A 16,082-nucleotide genomic window follows, 5' to 3' on the forward strand; every position below is an offset into this window, starting at 1 on the left:
TTGCTGCGGGTGTGGCGGCTGGCGGTTTCGCCCTTACGGCGAGTCACTTTGGGGCCCCAAAGTAACCAAAGGGCTTTGCCCCTCCACTCGGTGCCTCGCTGGGGCTCGGCATGCCCGAACTCCGGCATTGATCCGTGGGCCGCCGCCACCGGCCATCCCTGGCCGGGTGGCGGCTAACCCGGCATCCCTGCCGGGTTACCCACGGCTCAATGCCTGCGTTCGGCCATCGTGGTTAACGGGGCGTTCAGATCAAGATCAAAATCTGACGGCGGCCTGCCGGCCGGCCTGTTTCATCGCCGTTCGCGTTAATGTAGCCGCTGCCGCAGGCTGCGACCGGCTCCGCAGGAGACGCTAAACCTGCCTCCCCAATGTTCCTGAACCACCGCGTCGCCTGGTCTTGCGAGCGCTAGCGCTCGTTCGCAGCCTTCGGCAGCGGCTACAAGGAGCCAGCCTGCGCACCTTGGCTTTGGCTTTTGATCTTCCGGCCCCTTCCAAGCAGCGATGGCCCCTCTATTCCCCCTGACGAAACACCAGCGCCTTGAGCCCACATTGCGGATCGGCATCGGGAAACTCTGGCGGGTTCTCCAGCCGCTGTTCAAAACGCAACCCCGGCGCTGCCTCGGCCATGCCCTCCAGCAGAAACTCCACGGTAAATGCCGGGTCGTTCATGCAGGCCAGCACGCAGCCGTTGGCTGTCAGCAACTCCGGCAAGCGCCGCAGGACGCGGGCATAGTCCTTGCCCAGGACAAAGCTGCCTTTCTGGAACGATGGCGGATCAATGATCACCAGGTCGTAAGGGCCACCTTGCTTGACCTTGCTCCAGGACTTGAACAGGTCATGGCCGAGAAAGCTCACCCGGCTGGTGTCGTGGCCATTGAGCCGGTGGTTGTCGCGGCCACGGCTCAGGGCCGCTCGGGACATGTCGAGGTTGACCACTCGCTCGGCACCGCCAGCGATCGCTGCTACCGAGAAGCCGCAGGTGTAGGCGAACAGGTTGAGCACGTTCTGGCCCCGGGCATGGGCCCGGACCCAGTTGCGCCCGTAGCGCATGTCGAGGAACAGCCCGTTGTTCTGCTTGCTGCCCAGGTCCACCTGGTAGCGCAGGCCTTCCTCGGTGATGGTGCAGGAATCCACCGGCGGGCCCAGCAGCCATTCGCCATGGCTGTCGGGCAGGTAGCGGTGCTGCAGCATCAGGCTGCGGGCGCCGCTGGCGGCCCATTGCGCGGAGTCGCCCAGCTCCACCAGCAGCAGCTTCAGGGCCGCGAGTTGTTCAGGCTCCGGCGCCTTGAACAGGGACACCAGCAGTACCCCTTGCAGCCAGTCCACGGTCAGTTGCTCCAGCCCCGGCCAGCAGCGGCCGCGGCCATGGAACAGGCGCCGGGTTTCGGTGGGCGCGGTGGCCAGGGCGGTTAGCAAGTGCTGGTTGAGGGTGGCGAGGGCTTGAGGGGTCATCACGGTAACCGGCGATTTTCGGGGGCGGCATTTAACCACAATTGCCGGCGTCCGGCGCTCAGTCGATGTACTGCGCTCGCCCCGTGGCGCGCCAGTGTGCAAGTCGCTCGTCCATCACCGATGCCAGCCGGTCGTAGTTGATCCAGCTGTTTTCCACCCGGTAGAGGGTGCCCGGCTCGGGGGCCAGGATCTGTTCGTAGTCGCTGGAAAACCGACCGCTGTCCCGCCCCTTGTAGTAGGCCAGGGCAAAGGCATTGCCTTCGTCGTTGAAATCGCCGTCGCTGAGCTTTTCATCCAGTATCCGCAACAGGAACTCGCGGCCATCGAGGGTGCGGGCCTGGACTTGGCGGATCTCCTCTTCGACATCGTCCAGCAGCTCCTCGCTGGCAAAGTCGTTGATCAGCATCCAGGCCAGGAACAGGCCGATGTGGGTGGCTCCGGCCGTGGTGGGCAGGTCGTCGGGAAAGTCGCCGCCGTAGTGCCAGGAGGCGTCGTCGTATTTCATGGGGACAGGTCCTGAAAGGTGAGAGGGGCGTGCAAGTTGCAGGGGCGTCACAGAATCGCGTTGGTCCATTTCGGGGTGCCGGCCAGGCGCCGCTTGACGCTGTCGATGCGCCATTGCCCCGCGACCCGTTTGACCAGGAAGCGATGCTCGTAGCACAGCGTCCGGGAGGCTGGATCACGCATCAGCACTTCGGCCTGGGCGGGCTTGAGCAGCTGGCAGCCCAGTAGTTGGTCGGCCTCGGAGTAGGTTGTGGGGTAACCGTAGGAGGCTCGGGGGTAGGCCCGCGGCCGCAGGGTGCAGAAACGTTCGAGGAGCTGTTGCGGTTCGGCCCAGAAGGCCGCGTCGACAGCCTTGTGGTCCAGGGCATTGCCCCGTTGTTCCCAGGCCTCCAGCGCCAGGGTATAGGCCCGCACCTGGGTGACCGGATCGCCACTGTTGTCATCGCCTGGTGCCAGTGGCGGCCAGGGCAGGCAAGGGGCCGCCGCGGACGCTGGCGGCGCTCCGGCACCGGCCTGCGCCAGCTGTTGCATGATCTGGGTATGGCCCTTCTCTTCGGCCAGGGACCAGGCATTGCGCTGCTGGAAGTCCAGGCGCTGGGGATCGGCGCCGGCTTTGAGCAGCAAGCTCAGCATTGCCTCGTGCCCGGCCTGGGCGGCGTTCATCAGGGCAGTGCGTTGCAGTTCGGGGCTGGCGTGTTCGAGCGCTGCGCCATGGGCTATCAGCAACTCGGCCATGGCGCTATCACCTTGGCTGGCGGCCCAGGCCAGGGGGCTGTAGCCCAGGGCCTTGCACGGTTGCTGGACATTCGCGCCGCGTGCCAGCAGCAGCGCCACGGCCGGCCGGTGCCCGGCGATAGTGGCGGCCAGCAGGGCCGTGCGGCCGGTGCCCTTGTGCTGCCATTCAAGGTCCGCGCCGGCATCAAGGAGGCGCTCGATGGCCGCGAGATCGCCGCGTGCGGCGGCTTTTTCCAGTAGGTGAGACAAGGTCGAGAATCCGTTCGGTCAGGGTAGAAACACCGCGGCATGGTAATGCTGCATGCTGCGTTTTTGCCACGCCCGATAGGCCCCTCATCGCCGTTCTGGCAGGCCAGTCGCGCTGGGCTACGTTGCGATAGGGGACGCTGGGTGCAGCCCGGGCCATTGTGAGCGTCGCCGGCGGGGACTGGGGTGAGGGCGGATCAATGACCGGCAGCACCGGCCCGGCCAGCGGAGCAATTCTGCGGCGGGCAGGGGTGTTCATGGACGCCTTCCGAAGGCTTGCGTAGGATGGCGCGTTCGCGTTCTACGCCGTTGCAGCCAGCGCTGCAGCCTCCCTTGCCAACAGGAGTCCGTGATGTTCAAGGCCATTGTGATCGACAAAGACACTGCAGGTTATCGCGCCCATCTGAGCCAACTGGAGGAGGTGCAACTGCCGGCAGGTGATGTCACGGTGCGGGTGGCCTACAGCACCCTGAACTACAAGGACGGCCTGGCGATCACTGGCAAAAGCCCGGTGGTGCGGCAGTTTCCCATGGTCCCCGGAATCGACCTGGCAGGCACCGTCGAAGCCAGCAGCCATCCGCGCTTTCGCCCGGGGGAGCAGGTGCTGCTCAATGGCTGGGGCGTGGGCGAGAGCCATTGGGGCGGGCTGGCGCAGAAGGCCCGGTTGCAGGGGGACTGGCTGATCCACCTGCCAGAAGCCTTCAGCGCGCGCCAGGCCATGGCCATCGGCACTGCCGGCTACACCGCCATGCTGTGCCTGATCGCCCTGGAGCGCAGCGGCCTGACCCCCGAGCACGGCGAAGTGCTGGTCACCGGTGCCAGCGGCGGCGTCGGCAGCTTTGCCATCAGCCTGCTGTCGCGCCTGGGCTACTCGGTGATTGCCGCCACCGGGCGGCCGGAAGAGGCCGACTACCTCAAGACGCTGGGGGCCAGCCGTATCATCGAGCGTGCCGAACTGTCCGAACCGGGACGCCCGCTGGCCAAGGAACGCTGGGCGGCGGCCATCGATTCGGTGGGCAGTCACACCCTGGCCAACGTCTGTGCCGGCACCGCCGCCGATGGTCTGGTGGCTGCCTGCGGGTTGGCCCAGGGCATGGATTTCCCGGCTTCGGTGGCGCCCTTCATTCTGCGGGGTGTGAGCTTGCTGGGGATCAACAGCGTGACCCGTCCCTACCACGAACGGGTGCATGCCTGGGAGCGCCTGGCTGCCGAGGTGGACCAGCAGCACCTGCAGCGGATCACCCGCGAAGTGGGCCTGGAAGAGGCGTTGACCGTCGCCCGCGAACTGCTCGAAGGCAAGGTCCGCGGGCGGGTGGTGGTGGACGTCAACCGCTGATACAAACCTCGGGCCGCTGCGCTGCCGGAGCGTCGCGTGCGGCCTTCATTGCTGCACCTTCCAGGACCGACGCGAGCCCCGTACCACGGACTGCTTCGCGGCCCTTCGTCCTCTTGATCCGAGGTTGCCTGCCCCATGTCGATTCCCGCCCAGCGCCCGCTCTGGCAGGTGTACCTGATCTTCCTCTTGCCCATGGTGCTGTCGAACTTCCTGCAGTCGTTCTCCGGCACGCTCAACGGCATCTACATCGGGCAGATGCTGGGGACCCAGGCGTTGGCCGCGGTGTCGGGGATGTTCCCCATCGTGTTCTTCTTCATTGCCCTGGTGATCGGCCTGGGCGCGGGGGCCTCGGTGCTGATCGGCCAGGTCTGGGGCGCCCGGGAGTTGGGCACGGTCAAGGCGGTGGCCGGCAGCACCCTGTTGCTCGGCGCATTGATCGGCCTGCTGGGGGCGCTGCTGGGCATGCTGTTTGCGCGGCCGGCATTGCAGGGGCTGGGGACCCCGCTGGATGTGTTGGACGATGCGGTGGGCTATGCCCGGGTGATGATGCTGATCATGCCGCTGCTGCTGGTGTTCGTGCTCTTTACCCAGTTGCTGCGGGGCGTCAGCGATACCCTGTCGCCGCTGCTGGCGCTGATCGTGTCGACCCTGGTGGGCCTGCTGCTGACTCCGGCGCTGATTCGTGGCTGGCTGGGCCTGCCGCCGATGGGCATCCAAAGTGCGGCCTTCGCCGGGCTGGTGGGCAATATCCTGGCCATGGGTTTCCTGGTCTGGCGCTTGAGTGGCCGGGCCCATCCCCTGGCGCCGGATCGGGCGCTGTTCGCGGCGATGAAACTGGACCGGGCGATCCTCGCCAAGGTGCTGCGCATCGGCCTGCCCACCGGGGTGCAGATGGTGGTGATCTCGCTCTCCGAGCTGGTGATCCTGGCCCTGGTTAACCGCCACGGTTCCCAGGCCACGGCGGCCTACGGCGCGGTGACCCAGATCGTCAACTATGTGCAGTTCCCGGCGCTGTCGATCGCCATCACCGCGTCGATCCTCGGGGCCCAGGCCATCGGCGCCGGGCGCCTGGAGCGCATCACCCCGATCCTGCGCACGGGCCTGGCGATCAACCTGTGCCTGACCGGGGCCCTGGTGTTGCTCGGCTACCTGATTTCCCACTGGCTGTTGGGGCTGTTCATCATCGACCCCACAGCCCTGGTGCAGGCCGAACACCTGCTGCACATCATGCTCTGGAGCATCCTGGTGTTCGGCTTCCAGGCGGTGGTGGGTGGCATCATGCGCGCCAGCGGCACGGTGCTGATGCCGGTGGCGATCTCGATTTTCTGCATCCTCGGGGTGCAGTTGCCGATGGCCTATCTGTTGGACGCGCACTTCGGCCTGCAGGGGGTATGGATGGCGTTCCCGGTGGCCTACCTGAGCATGCTGGTGCTGCAGACCGGCTACTTCAAGCTGGTCTGGCGGCACAAGCAGATCCAGCGGCTGATCTGAGGCCGTTGCCGCTCAGGCGCTGCGGGGCGAGCCTCGGCCAAAGCCGTTGACCACGATGTACAGCAACGGGCCGATGGAGACGAAGGCTGCCGTCAGCAGCAGGTAGGGCAGCACCGACAGCGCCGAGCGTCCGCGGGCCCGGGCGTCTCGCAGCATCCACAGTCCAGCCAGCAGCGCCATCAAGTACAGGTCGATGACCACCTGTGCAGTGTCGGATTGCGACAGCAGTTGCATGCCGAATTGCAGCAGCGACTGCTGTGCCTGGAGCAGGGTGAACAGGGTGTAGGCGCTGAAGGCCAGCAGGGTCAGCAGCGCGAGGTAGGGACGGGGCATGGTGGGTTCCTTGAGCAGGGAGGTGATCAGTCGTTGCACGGGGAGCGTTGCCGGCCCAGGTCCAGCATCAGGTAGAGCAGGCCGGTGGCACCGCAGGCGAAGATCAGCGTTTGCGACAGCAGCGAGTCGAAGAGGTACAGCGGGTGCTGCTGAAGGTTGTAGTGCAGCCCGGCGTGAACCACGGCAAACGCGGCCAGCAGTTGCCGGCTGGTCCGGCGCATGGCCTGGCGCGGGTGCCCGATCAGCCACATCAGTGCGACGCACAGCGGTACATGCAGCGCAATGAACCACTGCTGGCCCAGTGCCGGATCGAGGTCGCGCAAGCCATACAGCAGGCGCCACTCGGCTTGGGCCACGGCGTCCAGTTCATGGCCGGCGAACAAGGCCAGGCATAGGCGCCAGAGTGTTTTTCTCACTGTTAAACTCCTTGAACTACGGGGAGCGAACAGGCTAAGTGGCAACCCCCGGGGCACTCAATGACCTCCCAGGTCATAGACAGGCGTGGGGCACAAGCGCTCAGCTGGGCCGCACCGGACGACCAACACCCTCAAGGAATGAGTAGCGATGAGTGACAACCAACAGCTTCCCCAGCCAGGTATCCCGCGGTTGATTCGTGAGGCTCGGCCTGAGGATGTGCCGGCCATGCTTGGCTTTGATGCTTACGCGCAAGCTCATGCCAGCCGAGGCCAGGCGCTTCGTGAGGCGGTCGGGCGGGGCCAGGTGTGGGTCGAGGTGGCGTGCGACAGGGTCGCCGGCTATGTGTTGCTCAAGCATGATTTTTTCGAGCAGGGGTTCGTTTCCCTGGTGGTTGTGGCACCCGAGCAGCAACGTCAGGGGGTGGCACAACGGCTGCTCGCTGCCGCCGACAGGGCTTGTCGGACGACCAAGTTGTTCACCTCCACCAACCGCTCCAATCTGGCGGCCCAGGGGTTGCTGGCCAAGGCGGGTTTTCGCCCCAGTGGGGTGGTCGAGAACCTGGACGAGGATGATCCCGAACTGATCTTTTTCAAGCCTGTTCGCTGAGCTGTCCGCCAACGGCTAACCCACCCAAAGGATGACGGAACCCGATGATTGAACCCCTTGGACGCGTTCCCGCGCCAGCGCTGCCGGTCGGCGCGCAACTGCGCCAGCTGCGGCGCCAAGCGCGCTTGAGCCAGCTGGATCTGGCGTTGCAGGTGGGCATGTCGCAACGGCACCTGAGCTGTGTCGAGACGGGCCGGGCCCAGCCCAGCCCGGCGCTGCTGCATGGCTTGCTGAGCACCCTGGATACCCCACTGGAAATACGCAACCGGGTGTATCTTGCCGCCGGCTATGCCCCCCGTTATGCCGCCTTGCCATTGGACGATCCGGGCCTGGAGCCGGTGCGCGCCGCGCTGATGCACCTGCTCCAGGCCAACAACCCGGCGCCGGCCATTGTCATCGACAGCGGCTGGCAGGTACTGGCCGCCAATCGCGCCACCACGGCCTTGTTCGGGCTTTTGGGACTGCCGGCGGCGGCGCTGGAGCAAGGCTTCAATCTGTTGGCGAGCCTGCTGCTGCCCGGTGGTTTTGGTGACTGCCTGATCAATGCCGAAGAGATCCGTCAGGTGGCTTGGCAGCGGGCGGCCCGGGAGGCGGCGCAACAGCCAGGGCTGGTGGCGCTGCTGGCGAGCCTGCCGTGTCCCGGCGAGGCGGCGGGTGCTGCAAGCCTGGCCACGCCGTTGCTGCTGACACGGGTGCGCGGGCCCACGGGCGAACTGCGTTTTCTTTCCACCTTCACCACCTTTGGCATGCCCCAGGACATCACTGTGGCGTCATTGCGCATCGAGCACTTGATCCCTGCCGACCAGGCCACCTGGCAGGCGCTGACCCAGGCCTGCGAGGCCGATCCGTCCTAGAGCGCCAAGGTGCGGGCCAGTTCGCCGCTGCGGTCACAAGGGGGGAGGCTTCAGGCGTGGCGGGTACGGCTCCAGCGCCGTGCCAGGTAGCCGTAGACCGAGAGGTTGATCACTAGAACCAGGCTGCCCAGCCAGAGCTGGATGCCCGGGGTCAAGCCGGCGGGGTAGATCAGTGGGATCAGGTAGTGCTCGATGAACCCGGCCCCGTAGCCATCCTGGCCGGCGGCGTGGCGCAACAGGTTTTCCCAGCGGGTCAGCGGGCATTCCAGGTGCAGGACTTCCACCGCCACACCCCAGGCCGCGGCGGGCAGGTGCAGCAGCATCAGCCGCGGATGGCGCAGCACCAGCAGGCCTCCCAGCAGCACGAAGACGATGAATGACAGGTGAAACAGCACCAGGCTGTCAGCGGCGATGCGGTAGAGCATGAAGGTTCCTTGTAGGGGGGAGGCAGGTCCGTGGCGCAGGCGCCCCGGGCAATATACCGATGCCGTAACGATTGCACGAGCGCCTGGCAAAACGCCCCGGGCCTCGCAGTGGCGCTACCTATACTGCAAGTAGGCCAGGCCGGACAGTCGAGCCTGGCCTGGCCTTGCCTTCAGGGAGGGACTTGCCTTGTGCTCACTGGCGCTGCGTTGCTGTCGCCCCAGGTCCTGGTTGTTCAGCCTGGGGCTGGCGGTGCTGGTACTGCTCCTTCCTGGCTGCGCCAGCCGTGTCGCCGAACCCGTCGCCCAGGCGCCGGTCAGTCCGGCCGTCTGGCGTCAGGTGGACGGGGAACTGCTGAACGCCTCACGCTCCGCCACCCAGCAGGCTGAAGTCTATGCCCAGGGCTCCATGGAGCATTGGCGCACACGGATCTATCAGCAGACTGACGAACACTTCATTCCCTGGTTCAGTGGCTACTGGACCCAGGAATGGCTGGCGCTCAAGGTCGGTTGGTATTCCCTGAACGACCGGGGCGATGACGCACAGGCTTCCAGGCGCCTGGCCGGTTACCTGCAGGAACAGTATCAGCAGCGGGTCCTGGCACCAGTGGCGCTGGAGATCGATGCCGATGGCATTACCGGCGAGGCCATGGAGTTCTATGTGCAGTTGCTGCGTCAGCAGGTGCAGCTCAGCACTGTGCGTCACCAGTTGCCCGTGCCGCAATTGGATCAGCATCTGGCGCGGATCATCGCCATCGATATTGGGCCCCAGGCCGGGCAGCGCGCTTCGTTGCAGCAGCTGTTGCAGGTCGAGCCGGTGGCCCGTCTGCCGGCCTATGCGCCGCTGTTGCAGCAGATTCATGCCGGGCCGGCGACCGATCAGGGGGAGGCGGCGCCGGGCGTGTCCCAGGTGGCCCAGGTCACCAGCGAGAAACTTCAGGCCCAGTTTGCCAGTCGCGGTGTGGCCGGTGCCGTGGCCGCCGCGGTGGGGCGGGTGGCCGGAGCGCTGATTTCCGTGGGGGTGGCGGGCGTACGGGCCCTGGTCCAGAGCAATGAGCGCGAGGACCTGCAGGCGCAGACCCGGCGCGATCTGGGCGTGGCCTTCGATCAGGCCTGGCTCAAGCAGTTGCATGATCCTGAGCACGGGGTCATGGCCGGGGTGTATTACCTGGCGCGGCAGATCGAGGCGCAGTTGCAGGCGTCGCAGCCCCTGGTGGAGCAGGGCCCCGGCTGGAGCCCATGAACCCGCGGCGCCAGGTCAATGCATCGCAGCGCATTGTCCGGAACCTGCGCCAAGGGCCGGTTCGAGGATCACCTCATAGTCACTGACGCCTGCGGCATGGCGCCCGGCAATGTAGCCGAAGGTCATGGCCGGCCCCAGGTTGATGCCCCCGGACGGGTAGAAGCCGCCCATGACACTGGCCATGTCGGTGCCCGCGGCATACAGCCCCGGGATCACCGCCCCGGCCTGATCCAGTACTTGGGCCTGGGGACTGGTCTTGAGCCCGGCAAAGGTGCCGAAACTGCCGGGCAGCACTTTGACCCCATAGAACGGCCCTTGCTGGATAGGCGCCACGCAGGGGTTAGGCCCTGGGTGCAGGGCGTCACCCTGCTTGCGGTTGTAGGGCGTCGAGCCGCGACCGAACTCAGGGTCCTGACCCTGCCGGGCATGCTGGTTGAACGCTTGTACCGTGGCGGCCAGGCCTTGTGGGTCGATGCCGCAACGCCGTGCCAGCTCCTGGATGGAGTCGGCCCGTTGCAGGTAGCCGTTGCGCACCAGATGGCCCACGGGCAGGGGGAAGGGGCGGGCATAACCCAGTCCGTAACGACGCTGGAAGCGGTGGTCGCAGATCAGCCAGGACGCCACTTCCTCGCCGGCCGGAACCGCTTCCACCATGGCCGCGGTGTAGTCGTAGTAACCGTCGGCCTCGTTGACGAAGCGTTTGCCATTGGCCAGCACCCCGATCACCCCGGGCTTGGCCCGATCGATGATATGGGGAAAGTGGCCGATGCTGCCGTCGGCGTGTTGCACCCGCGATACCGGGGCCCAGGCCACCGGGCTGGCCAGGTCGGTGGCCAGCACGGCACCGGCGGCCTCACCGAGACGAATGCCGTCTCCCGAGCAGCTCAAGGGGGGCAAGGCCAGATGCTCATCGGGGTCAGGCGCCCGGGGAAACAGCGCCTGGCGTCGAACCGGGTCCTGGGCAAAACCGCCGGCCGCCAGGACCACGCCGCGACGAGCACGGATCTCCCGCGGCCCCTGAGGCGTGTCGACCAGGGCGCCGTGCACCCCTTGATCGTCCTGTAGCAGCGAACGGGCCGGCGACGACTCCAGCAGATTCACTCCCAGGTCCTGGGCCGACTTCGCCAGCCGGCCGATCAGCGCCACGCCGTTCACCAGGTGCATGGCTCGGCCATGCAGCGCCAGGTCCCGCAGATGGCGGATAAAGCGCTTGCCCACATGCAACAGCGACTTGAACGAGCGCGTCATGCTGAGAAAGGCGCCCAGGTCAGCCCCGGCCATGATCGGCATGCCCAGGAACGAGGTCTCGCGCAGGGTCCGGCGCAGGCGCGCCAGCAAGGGACCGATGGCCCGGGCGTCATAGGGCGCGGCGATCACCTGATGACCCTCGATGCCAGCCCCGGGCACCTGGCCGTGGATGTCCGGAATGCCATTGCCGTCGACGAACTGCAGGGCGGTGTGCTGTTCGAAGAACGCCACCATTTGTGGGCCGTTATCAAGAAAGGCGTCGATGCGTCCGGCGTCGTAGCCTTCGCCCAGTTCATGCCTGAGGTAGGTGCGCGGTTGCTGCGGGTTTTCATGGATGCCGGCGCGGCGCGCCAGGGGATTGCCCGGCACCCACATCCAGCCACCGGACCAGGCACTGGCACCGCCTAAAGTGGAATCCTTTTCCACTACTACCACCTTCAGGCCATGCCACGCGGCGGTCACGGCACAGGCCAGGCCGGCAGCGCCGGAGCCGATCACCAGCAGGTCACAATCCAGGGGCGGGAGGGTTGCGGCGGGAACTTCGCTCACGATGACAGGCCTTTTCGATGTAATTATAAAAAGTGGAATTATGTTCCATATTGTTGAAAAACTATTTCACGTGGCCGCGAGGCTGTCAAACCCGCTGCGTTTTGCAGGTGGCAACACCCTGTGCAGCGGCGTTGCCCGAGGATGGGAGGGGGGATAGGGCGGCGGCCTTGGTGGCGTCCGTCAGGGTTTGCGCAGGATCAGGTCGAACCTGTGGTTGTGCTTGGGACCGCGCAGGCTCTTGCCCAGCCCTTCGCTTTCCTCGAAATGCTCGATGTGCAGGCCGGCGCACAGTGCCTGTGCGGCGCTGCGGGAGTGAAAAGTCAGGTCTGGCGCCGTGGCCCATTGGTCCCGCTCACCGAACAGCTGGCCCACCAGCAACGCGCCGGGTTGCAAGGCCTCGACTTGCACCTGCCAGAACCGGGCGAAGGCGTCGGGGCGACAGAACGGCCAGGCCAGTCCGGCGTGAATCAGCTGGGCCGGCGCCAGTTCATTGAGGGTTTCGAACTGCCCCTGGACGGCACGTAGGCGACCTTCGGCGAGGGTTCCGGCGCGTTCTTTGAGGCGCTCGATGGCGCTCGCTTCCTGGTCGATGGCCAGCACTCTCCAGCCGCGCTCCAGCAATAAGCGGGTCTCGATGCCCGAGCCGCAACCCAGGTCGATGGCCTGAGGGTGGTCCATGTCGGGCAGGTTCAAGGCCAGGGCGCGGCACAACAGGGGCGAAGGTGGGCGACCCTCGAAAGTCTTGTAGAAGGCTTCCCACCGGGCGGACGTCTCACTGTCTGGTGCTGGCATGAATCACTCCTTGATGGTTGGCGCCACATCCTACCGGAGCCCGGCCATCCTTTGCCGGGTTTCAGCTAGCACAAAGCCGAGGGGGCGGCCTGGCGCGGGAGGCCAATGCCGGGCAAGAAAAAGCCGCGCGCTCCCAGGGAACGCGCGGCGCTGTTCAACCACCGAAGGGGCTGGGGATCAACTCACTACGCGGTAGCACGGCACATAGGCCGCGCCGCCTGGCAGCTTCATGCGGTGCTGCTCGACGAAGGCTTTGAGCAGTTGGTCCAGGGGCTGCATGATCGCCGGGTCACCGTGAATGCTGTAGGGACCTTTCTGTTCGATCAGGCGGATGCCCTGGTCCTTGACGTTGCCGGCGACGATGCCGGAGAACGCCCGGCGCAGGTTGGCCGCCAGTTCGTGGGGCGCCAGGGCGTGGTTCAGTTGCAGGTTGGCCATGTTCTCGTGGGTCGGATCGAAGGGGCGCTGAAAGCCCTCGTCGATCTTCAGCAGCCAGTTGAAGTGGAAGGCGTCGTTGCGTTCGCGGCGGAACTGCTTGACGGTCTTCAGCCCTTCGGTCATCTGCCGGGCCACTTCTGCCGGGTTGTCGATGATGATCTGGTAGTGCTTCTGCGCCGCTTCGCCCAGGGTCGCCAGGACAAAGGCGTTGAGCTGCTCCAGATAGGGCGCTGCGCTCTTGGGACCGGTCAGGATCACCGGGAACGGCAGTTCACGGTTGTCCGGGTGCATCAGGATGCCCAGCAGGTAGAGGAATTCCTCGGCGGTGCCGGCGCCCCCCGGGAAGATGATGATGCCGTGGCCGACACGCACGAAGGCCTCCAGGCGCTTCTCGATGTCCGGCAGGATCACCAGCTCGTTGACGATGGGGTTCGGTGCTTCGGCGGCGATGATCCCCGGCTCGGTCAGGCCCAGGTAGCGGCCGCCGCTCATGCGCTGCTTGGCGTGGGCGATGGTGGCGCCTTTCATCGGGCCCTTCATCACGCCCGGACCGCAGCCGGTGCAGATGTCCAGCTTGCGCAGGCCCAGTTCGTGGCCGACCTTCTTGGTGTATTTGTATTCTTCGGTATTGATCGAGTGGCCGCCCCAGCACACCACCATCTTCGGCTCCACGCCGGGCCGCAGGGTGCGGGCGTTGCGCAGCAGGTGGAAGACGTAGTCGGTGATGCCCTGGGAGCTCTCCAGGTCGATGCGCTGGCTGTCCAGTTCGTTCTCGGTGTAGACGATGTCGCGCAGGGCGCTGAAGAGCATTTCCCGGGTGCTGGCAATCATCTCGCCATCGACGAAGGCGTCGGCCGGTGCGTTCAGCAGTTCCAGGCGCACGCCACGGTCCTGCTGGTGAATGCGCACTTCGAAATCGTGGTAGGCGTCGAGGATGGTCTTGGCGTTATCGACGTGGGCGCCGGTGTTGAGGATCGCCAGGGCGCACTGGCGGAACAGCGTGTAGATGCTGCCGGAACCGGCGGCGCTGAGTTGTTGCACTTCACGTTGCGAGAGGGTCTCCAGGCTGCCTTTCGGGCTCACCGAAGCATTGATCACTTGTCTTTGCGGCATTAATCCATTTCCTGAAATCGGCGCCACCGCGCCATGTGCGGTCAGTGGCGAAAAAACGGCGGGGCAGTGAAAGAGCCACCGGTACGGGGCTTGGTTTCCAGCGGCAGGGCAAGAAAGCAAACGTCGTCGCGAGATTGTTCGCTGTCTGAATCTACCTCAAGCGGGCCCGCTGTGGCTGGAAAAATGACGATCCGTCACGGTCGCGGTGAATTTTCATCGAGCCTCAGCAGACGCTGGCCCGTGCCGGATCCATCACCGGCGAGGCTACGGCCTGGGTCAGGCGTTGCTGCAGGGCCGGATAACCCGCGCTCTGGCCCCAGGCGTGTTCGTCCAGGGTCAGACCGACGATCTGCAGGAATTCGAAGCGTCCGCTCAGCAATTGATGAGGCCCGGAAAAAGCCGGCGCGGGAATGAACAGCAATGCCCGCAACAGGCTGTCGCCGCCGTCGATGGGTTGCCCGGTACGCATGCGGTCCCATTCGCCCAGAGGCTGCTGCTCGCCGAAACGGCCGGCGGCCAGTAGCAGTTGATAGGCGCAAAATTTACGCAGCAGGTGCAGGGCCCAGGGCGCCTGCTCGCGGGTTTCCAGCAGCAGTTCCTGGCCCATCCCGGACCAGCCATCGGCTTCGGGTTGCGCATCTTCCCAGGCATTGGACAGCCCTGAAGTGACGTACAGCCAACTGCTGCGCGTGGTGGTAGGCGGAGATTCGAAGACTCCGTGGCTGAGCCAGCGCGGGTCGATTTCGGTCTGACCGAAGACCTCGCTGAACAGCGCCATGTCCAGGGGGTAGATGCCTGGGCCCAGGTCGCCGAACAGCGCCGGGTAGAGTTGTTCTTCACGTTGTGCCCAGGCGGCTTCAAACCATGAAGAGTCGGGGGATTGCAGCATGTGAAAGCGTCCTTGAACAGAAACGGTGGCTCGGCTTGAGCCGCCAGAAAATCAGGCAAAGGCCTGGCGCAGCAGTTGCGGCAGAATCTCTCCGGCCTTGCCCACCAGGCTGTATTCCTCAGGCTTCGTACAGGCCTGGGGCTGCGGGTTGATGTGCACCACGCAGGCACCTTGCTCCAGCGCCAGTTGGGGGATCTGCGCCGCTGGCTGCACCAGACCCGAGGTGCCTACCGACAACAGCAGGTCGCATTCGCCTGCCGCTTTGAATGCCTCTTTGAGGATGTGCGGTGGCAGGGCTTCGCCGAACCACACCACCCCGGGGCGGATCTTGCCGTTGCAGCCGGTGCAACGGGGGGGCTCCAGGCTGCAACCCTGCTCCGGCAACAGGGGTTCTGGCAGTTTGCCGCTGAAGGGGCGGTTGCAGGCGAAGCACTTGGGGTGATGCAGGCTGCCGTGCAGGTGCAGCACCGAGGGGCTGCCGGCGCGCTCGTGCAGGTCATCGACATTCTGGGTGATCAGGGTCAGGCGCGGTACGCGCCGGGCCAGTTCGGCAATCGCCAGGTGGGCCGGGTTGGGTCGGGCCTGGAGCACTTTCATGCGGCGCCATTCATACCAGCCCCAGACCAGCGCCGGGTCCTCGCGAAAGGCTTGGGGCGTGGCCAGCCGCGCCGGGTCGAAGTTCTCCCACAATCCGGTCAGGGCGTCGCGAAAGGTCGGGATGGCGCTTTCGGCCGAGACTCCGGCGCCACTGAACACCACCAGGTGTCGGGCCTGGGCCAGGCGTTGGGGATCGAACTCCATGGATGACCTGTCTCCCTTGTTACGCTGATATCGGGGTCGCATTATCGCCAGCCGGTTCGGACCTGTCCGAAAAAAACACTGCGGGCGCATCGGGAATGAATTTATCGTCAAGCCGCCGCTCATAACTCTTGTCAGCGGTCCTGTCCGTAGAGTCCTCAAACCTTCAGGGAGTGTTACCCCATGTGCCCAGCCTCGTCCGTCAACCCAGACGCCACCTCCCGTTTGATCCTGGTGGTGGAGGATGAACCGACGGTGCTGGAGTTCCTGTGCGAGATTCTGCAGGACGAGGGGTTTGCCACCGAGGCCATGGAGAGTGCCGACCGGGCCTGGGAATTCCTCCAACAACATGCCGCGGACGTGGCCCTGCTGCTGACCGATATCACCATGCCCGGCCGGCTCAATGGCGCCAGCCTGAGCAACCTGTGCGGTGAGCACTGGCCGTCGCTGCCCATTGTGGTCATGTCGGGGTTCGAGACCCCCGAGAGTTCCGGGGTGCGTTATCCGGTGTCCTTCATTCGCAAGCCCTGGACCATCGGGCAGATCCTCGACTGTGTGGAAGGCGCGCTGAAATCGGCCCAGGGTTGAGGCGTTGCGCCTCACCCCGGCCCATCGC

17 protein-coding genes are annotated in these 16,082 nt (G+C 65.7%); 6 read left to right on the forward strand and 11 right to left on the reverse strand.

The features are described from left to right. Positions 1–510 precede the first annotated feature (510 nt). Genes DWF74_RS28090 through DWF74_RS28100 form a run of 3 tightly spaced genes read right to left on the reverse strand, consistent with a single transcriptional unit; the run spans position 511 to position 2,940 of the window. The gene (locus DWF74_RS28090; RefSeq protein ID WP_102864287.1) at positions 511–1,452 is read right to left on the reverse strand and encodes a class I SAM-dependent methyltransferase; all 942 of its coding nucleotides are present in this window, start codon (positions 1,450–1,452) and stop codon (positions 511–513) included. A 58-nt stretch (positions 1,453–1,510) separates the two neighbouring features. Continuing rightward, positions 1,511–1,957 carry a hypothetical protein gene (locus DWF74_RS28095; RefSeq protein WP_115582181.1) on the reverse strand — a complete coding sequence of 149 codons (447 nt, stop codon included), beginning with the start codon at positions 1,955–1,957 and terminating at the stop codon, positions 1,511–1,513. A gap of 47 nt (positions 1,958–2,004) precedes the next feature. Further along, on the reverse strand, positions 2,005–2,940 hold the full coding sequence (locus tag DWF74_RS28100; RefSeq protein ID WP_115582182.1) for an ankyrin repeat domain-containing protein: 936 nt from the start codon (positions 2,938–2,940) through the stop codon (positions 2,005–2,007). Positions 2,941–3,289: 349 nt separating this feature from the next. Between DWF74_RS28100 and DWF74_RS28105 the strand changes: the two genes are divergently transcribed. Together DWF74_RS28105 and DWF74_RS28110 are read left to right on the forward strand one after the other, a co-directional pair. After that, the gene (locus DWF74_RS28105) at positions 3,290–4,273 is read left to right on the forward strand and encodes an MDR family oxidoreductase (RefSeq protein ID WP_102864290.1); all 984 of its coding nucleotides are present in this window, start codon (positions 3,290–3,292) and stop codon (positions 4,271–4,273) included. 135 nt (positions 4,274–4,408) lie between these two features. Continuing rightward, a complete protein-coding gene (locus DWF74_RS28110) occupies positions 4,409–5,764 on the forward strand; it encodes an MATE family efflux transporter (RefSeq protein WP_115582183.1) in 1,356 nt (451 codons plus the stop codon). Positions 5,765–5,776: 12 nt separating this feature from the next. Here DWF74_RS28110 and DWF74_RS28115 read toward each other — a convergent pair whose 3' ends face one another. Then, a complete protein-coding gene (locus tag DWF74_RS28115; RefSeq protein WP_115582184.1) occupies positions 5,777–6,097 on the reverse strand; it encodes a DUF2834 domain-containing protein in 321 nt (106 codons plus the stop codon). Positions 6,098–6,123: 26 nt separating this feature from the next. Continuing rightward, complete coding sequence (locus DWF74_RS28120) at positions 6,124–6,513, reverse strand: DUF6713 family protein (protein WP_102864293.1); 390 nt, start codon at positions 6,511–6,513, stop codon at positions 6,124–6,126. 148 nt (positions 6,514–6,661) lie between these two features. Here DWF74_RS28120 and DWF74_RS28125 point away from each other — a divergent pair, with 148 nt between their 5' ends. Next, entirely contained in the window at positions 6,662–7,120 is a 459-nt protein-coding gene (locus tag DWF74_RS28125) for a GNAT family N-acetyltransferase (RefSeq protein WP_115582185.1), read from the forward strand. Positions 7,121–7,164: 44 nt separating this feature from the next. After that, on the forward strand, positions 7,165–7,974 hold the full coding sequence (locus DWF74_RS28130) for a helix-turn-helix domain-containing protein (RefSeq protein ID WP_102864295.1): 810 nt from the start codon (positions 7,165–7,167) through the stop codon (positions 7,972–7,974). Positions 7,975–8,024: 50 nt separating this feature from the next. On the opposite strand, the gene DWF74_RS28135 is transcribed toward DWF74_RS28130, so the two are convergent. Next, positions 8,025–8,399: a DUF2784 domain-containing protein gene (locus DWF74_RS28135; RefSeq protein WP_102864296.1), complete on the reverse strand. Its 375-nt coding sequence runs from the start codon at positions 8,397–8,399 to the stop codon at positions 8,025–8,027. A 187-nt stretch (positions 8,400–8,586) separates the two neighbouring features. Here DWF74_RS28135 and DWF74_RS28140 point away from each other — a divergent pair, with 187 nt between their 5' ends. Next, the gene (locus tag DWF74_RS28140) at positions 8,587–9,639 is read left to right on the forward strand and encodes a hypothetical protein (RefSeq protein ID WP_240321976.1); all 1,053 of its coding nucleotides are present in this window, start codon (positions 8,587–8,589) and stop codon (positions 9,637–9,639) included. A gap of 15 nt (positions 9,640–9,654) precedes the next feature. On the opposite strand, the gene DWF74_RS28145 is transcribed toward DWF74_RS28140, so the two are convergent. The 5 genes from DWF74_RS28145 to DWF74_RS28165 all read right to left on the reverse strand — a co-directional run bounded on the left by DWF74_RS28145 (position 9,655) and on the right by DWF74_RS28165 (position 15,469). After that, positions 9,655–11,436, reverse strand: a complete 1,782-nt coding sequence (locus DWF74_RS28145) for an FAD-dependent oxidoreductase (RefSeq protein ID WP_115582187.1) — start codon at positions 11,434–11,436, stop codon at positions 9,655–9,657. A gap of 180 nt (positions 11,437–11,616) precedes the next feature. Beyond that, positions 11,617–12,228: a class I SAM-dependent methyltransferase gene (locus tag DWF74_RS28150; protein ID WP_115582188.1), complete on the reverse strand. Its 612-nt coding sequence runs from the start codon at positions 12,226–12,228 to the stop codon at positions 11,617–11,619. A gap of 177 nt (positions 12,229–12,405) precedes the next feature. Beyond that, entirely contained in the window at positions 12,406–13,779 is a 1,374-nt protein-coding gene (gene ppnN / locus DWF74_RS28155) for a nucleotide 5'-monophosphate nucleosidase PpnN (RefSeq protein ID WP_102879885.1), read from the reverse strand. Between the two features lie 223 nt (positions 13,780–14,002). Continuing rightward, positions 14,003–14,668, reverse strand: a complete 666-nt coding sequence (locus DWF74_RS28160; protein WP_115582189.1) for a suppressor of fused domain protein — start codon at positions 14,666–14,668, stop codon at positions 14,003–14,005. Between the two features lie 51 nt (positions 14,669–14,719). After that, a complete protein-coding gene (locus DWF74_RS28165; protein WP_115582190.1) occupies positions 14,720–15,469 on the reverse strand; it encodes an SIR2 family NAD-dependent protein deacylase in 750 nt (249 codons plus the stop codon). 180 nt (positions 15,470–15,649) lie between these two features. Between DWF74_RS28165 and DWF74_RS28170 the strand changes: the two genes are divergently transcribed. Then, positions 15,650–16,054, forward strand: coding sequence for a response regulator (locus tag DWF74_RS28170; protein ID WP_102864305.1), 405 nt, complete (start codon positions 15,650–15,652; stop codon positions 16,052–16,054). Positions 16,055–16,082 lie beyond the last annotated feature (28 nt).

Source organism: Pseudomonas protegens (genome assembly GCF_003363755.1).
Taxonomy (GTDB): domain Bacteria; phylum Pseudomonadota; class Gammaproteobacteria; order Pseudomonadales; family Pseudomonadaceae; genus Aquipseudomonas; species Aquipseudomonas danubii.

Coding starts and splice junctions, on each gene's coding strand:
- DWF74_RS28130 (WP_102864295.1), top strand. CDS start 7,165: ATGATTGAACCCCTTGGACGCGTTCCCGCGCCAGCGCTGCCGGTCGGC.
- DWF74_RS28150 (WP_115582188.1), bottom strand. CDS start 12,228: ATGCCAGCACCAGACAGTGAGACGTCCGCCCGGTGGGAAGCCTTCTAC.
- DWF74_RS28135 (WP_102864296.1), bottom strand. CDS start 8,399: ATGCTCTACCGCATCGCCGCTGACAGCCTGGTGCTGTTTCACCTGTCA.
- DWF74_RS28095 (WP_115582181.1), bottom strand. CDS start 1,957: ATGAAATACGACGACGCCTCCTGGCACTACGGCGGCGACTTTCCCGAC.
- DWF74_RS28170 (WP_102864305.1), top strand. CDS start 15,650: ATGTGCCCAGCCTCGTCCGTCAACCCAGACGCCACCTCCCGTTTGATC.
- DWF74_RS28165 (WP_115582190.1), bottom strand. CDS start 15,469: ATGGAGTTCGATCCCCAACGCCTGGCCCAGGCCCGACACCTGGTGGTG.
- DWF74_RS28160 (WP_115582189.1), bottom strand. CDS start 14,668: ATGCTGCAATCCCCCGACTCTTCATGGTTTGAAGCCGCCTGGGCACAA.
- DWF74_RS28105 (WP_102864290.1), top strand. CDS start 3,290: ATGTTCAAGGCCATTGTGATCGACAAAGACACTGCAGGTTATCGCGCC.
- ppnN (WP_102879885.1), bottom strand. CDS start 13,779: ATGCCGCAAAGACAAGTGATCAATGCTTCGGTGAGCCCGAAAGGCAGC.
- DWF74_RS28110 (WP_115582183.1), top strand. CDS start 4,409: ATGTCGATTCCCGCCCAGCGCCCGCTCTGGCAGGTGTACCTGATCTTC.
- DWF74_RS28115 (WP_115582184.1), bottom strand. CDS start 6,097: ATGCCCCGTCCCTACCTCGCGCTGCTGACCCTGCTGGCCTTCAGCGCC.
- DWF74_RS28125 (WP_115582185.1), top strand. CDS start 6,662: ATGAGTGACAACCAACAGCTTCCCCAGCCAGGTATCCCGCGGTTGATT.
- DWF74_RS28090 (WP_102864287.1), bottom strand. CDS start 1,452: ATGACCCCTCAAGCCCTCGCCACCCTCAACCAGCACTTGCTAACCGCC.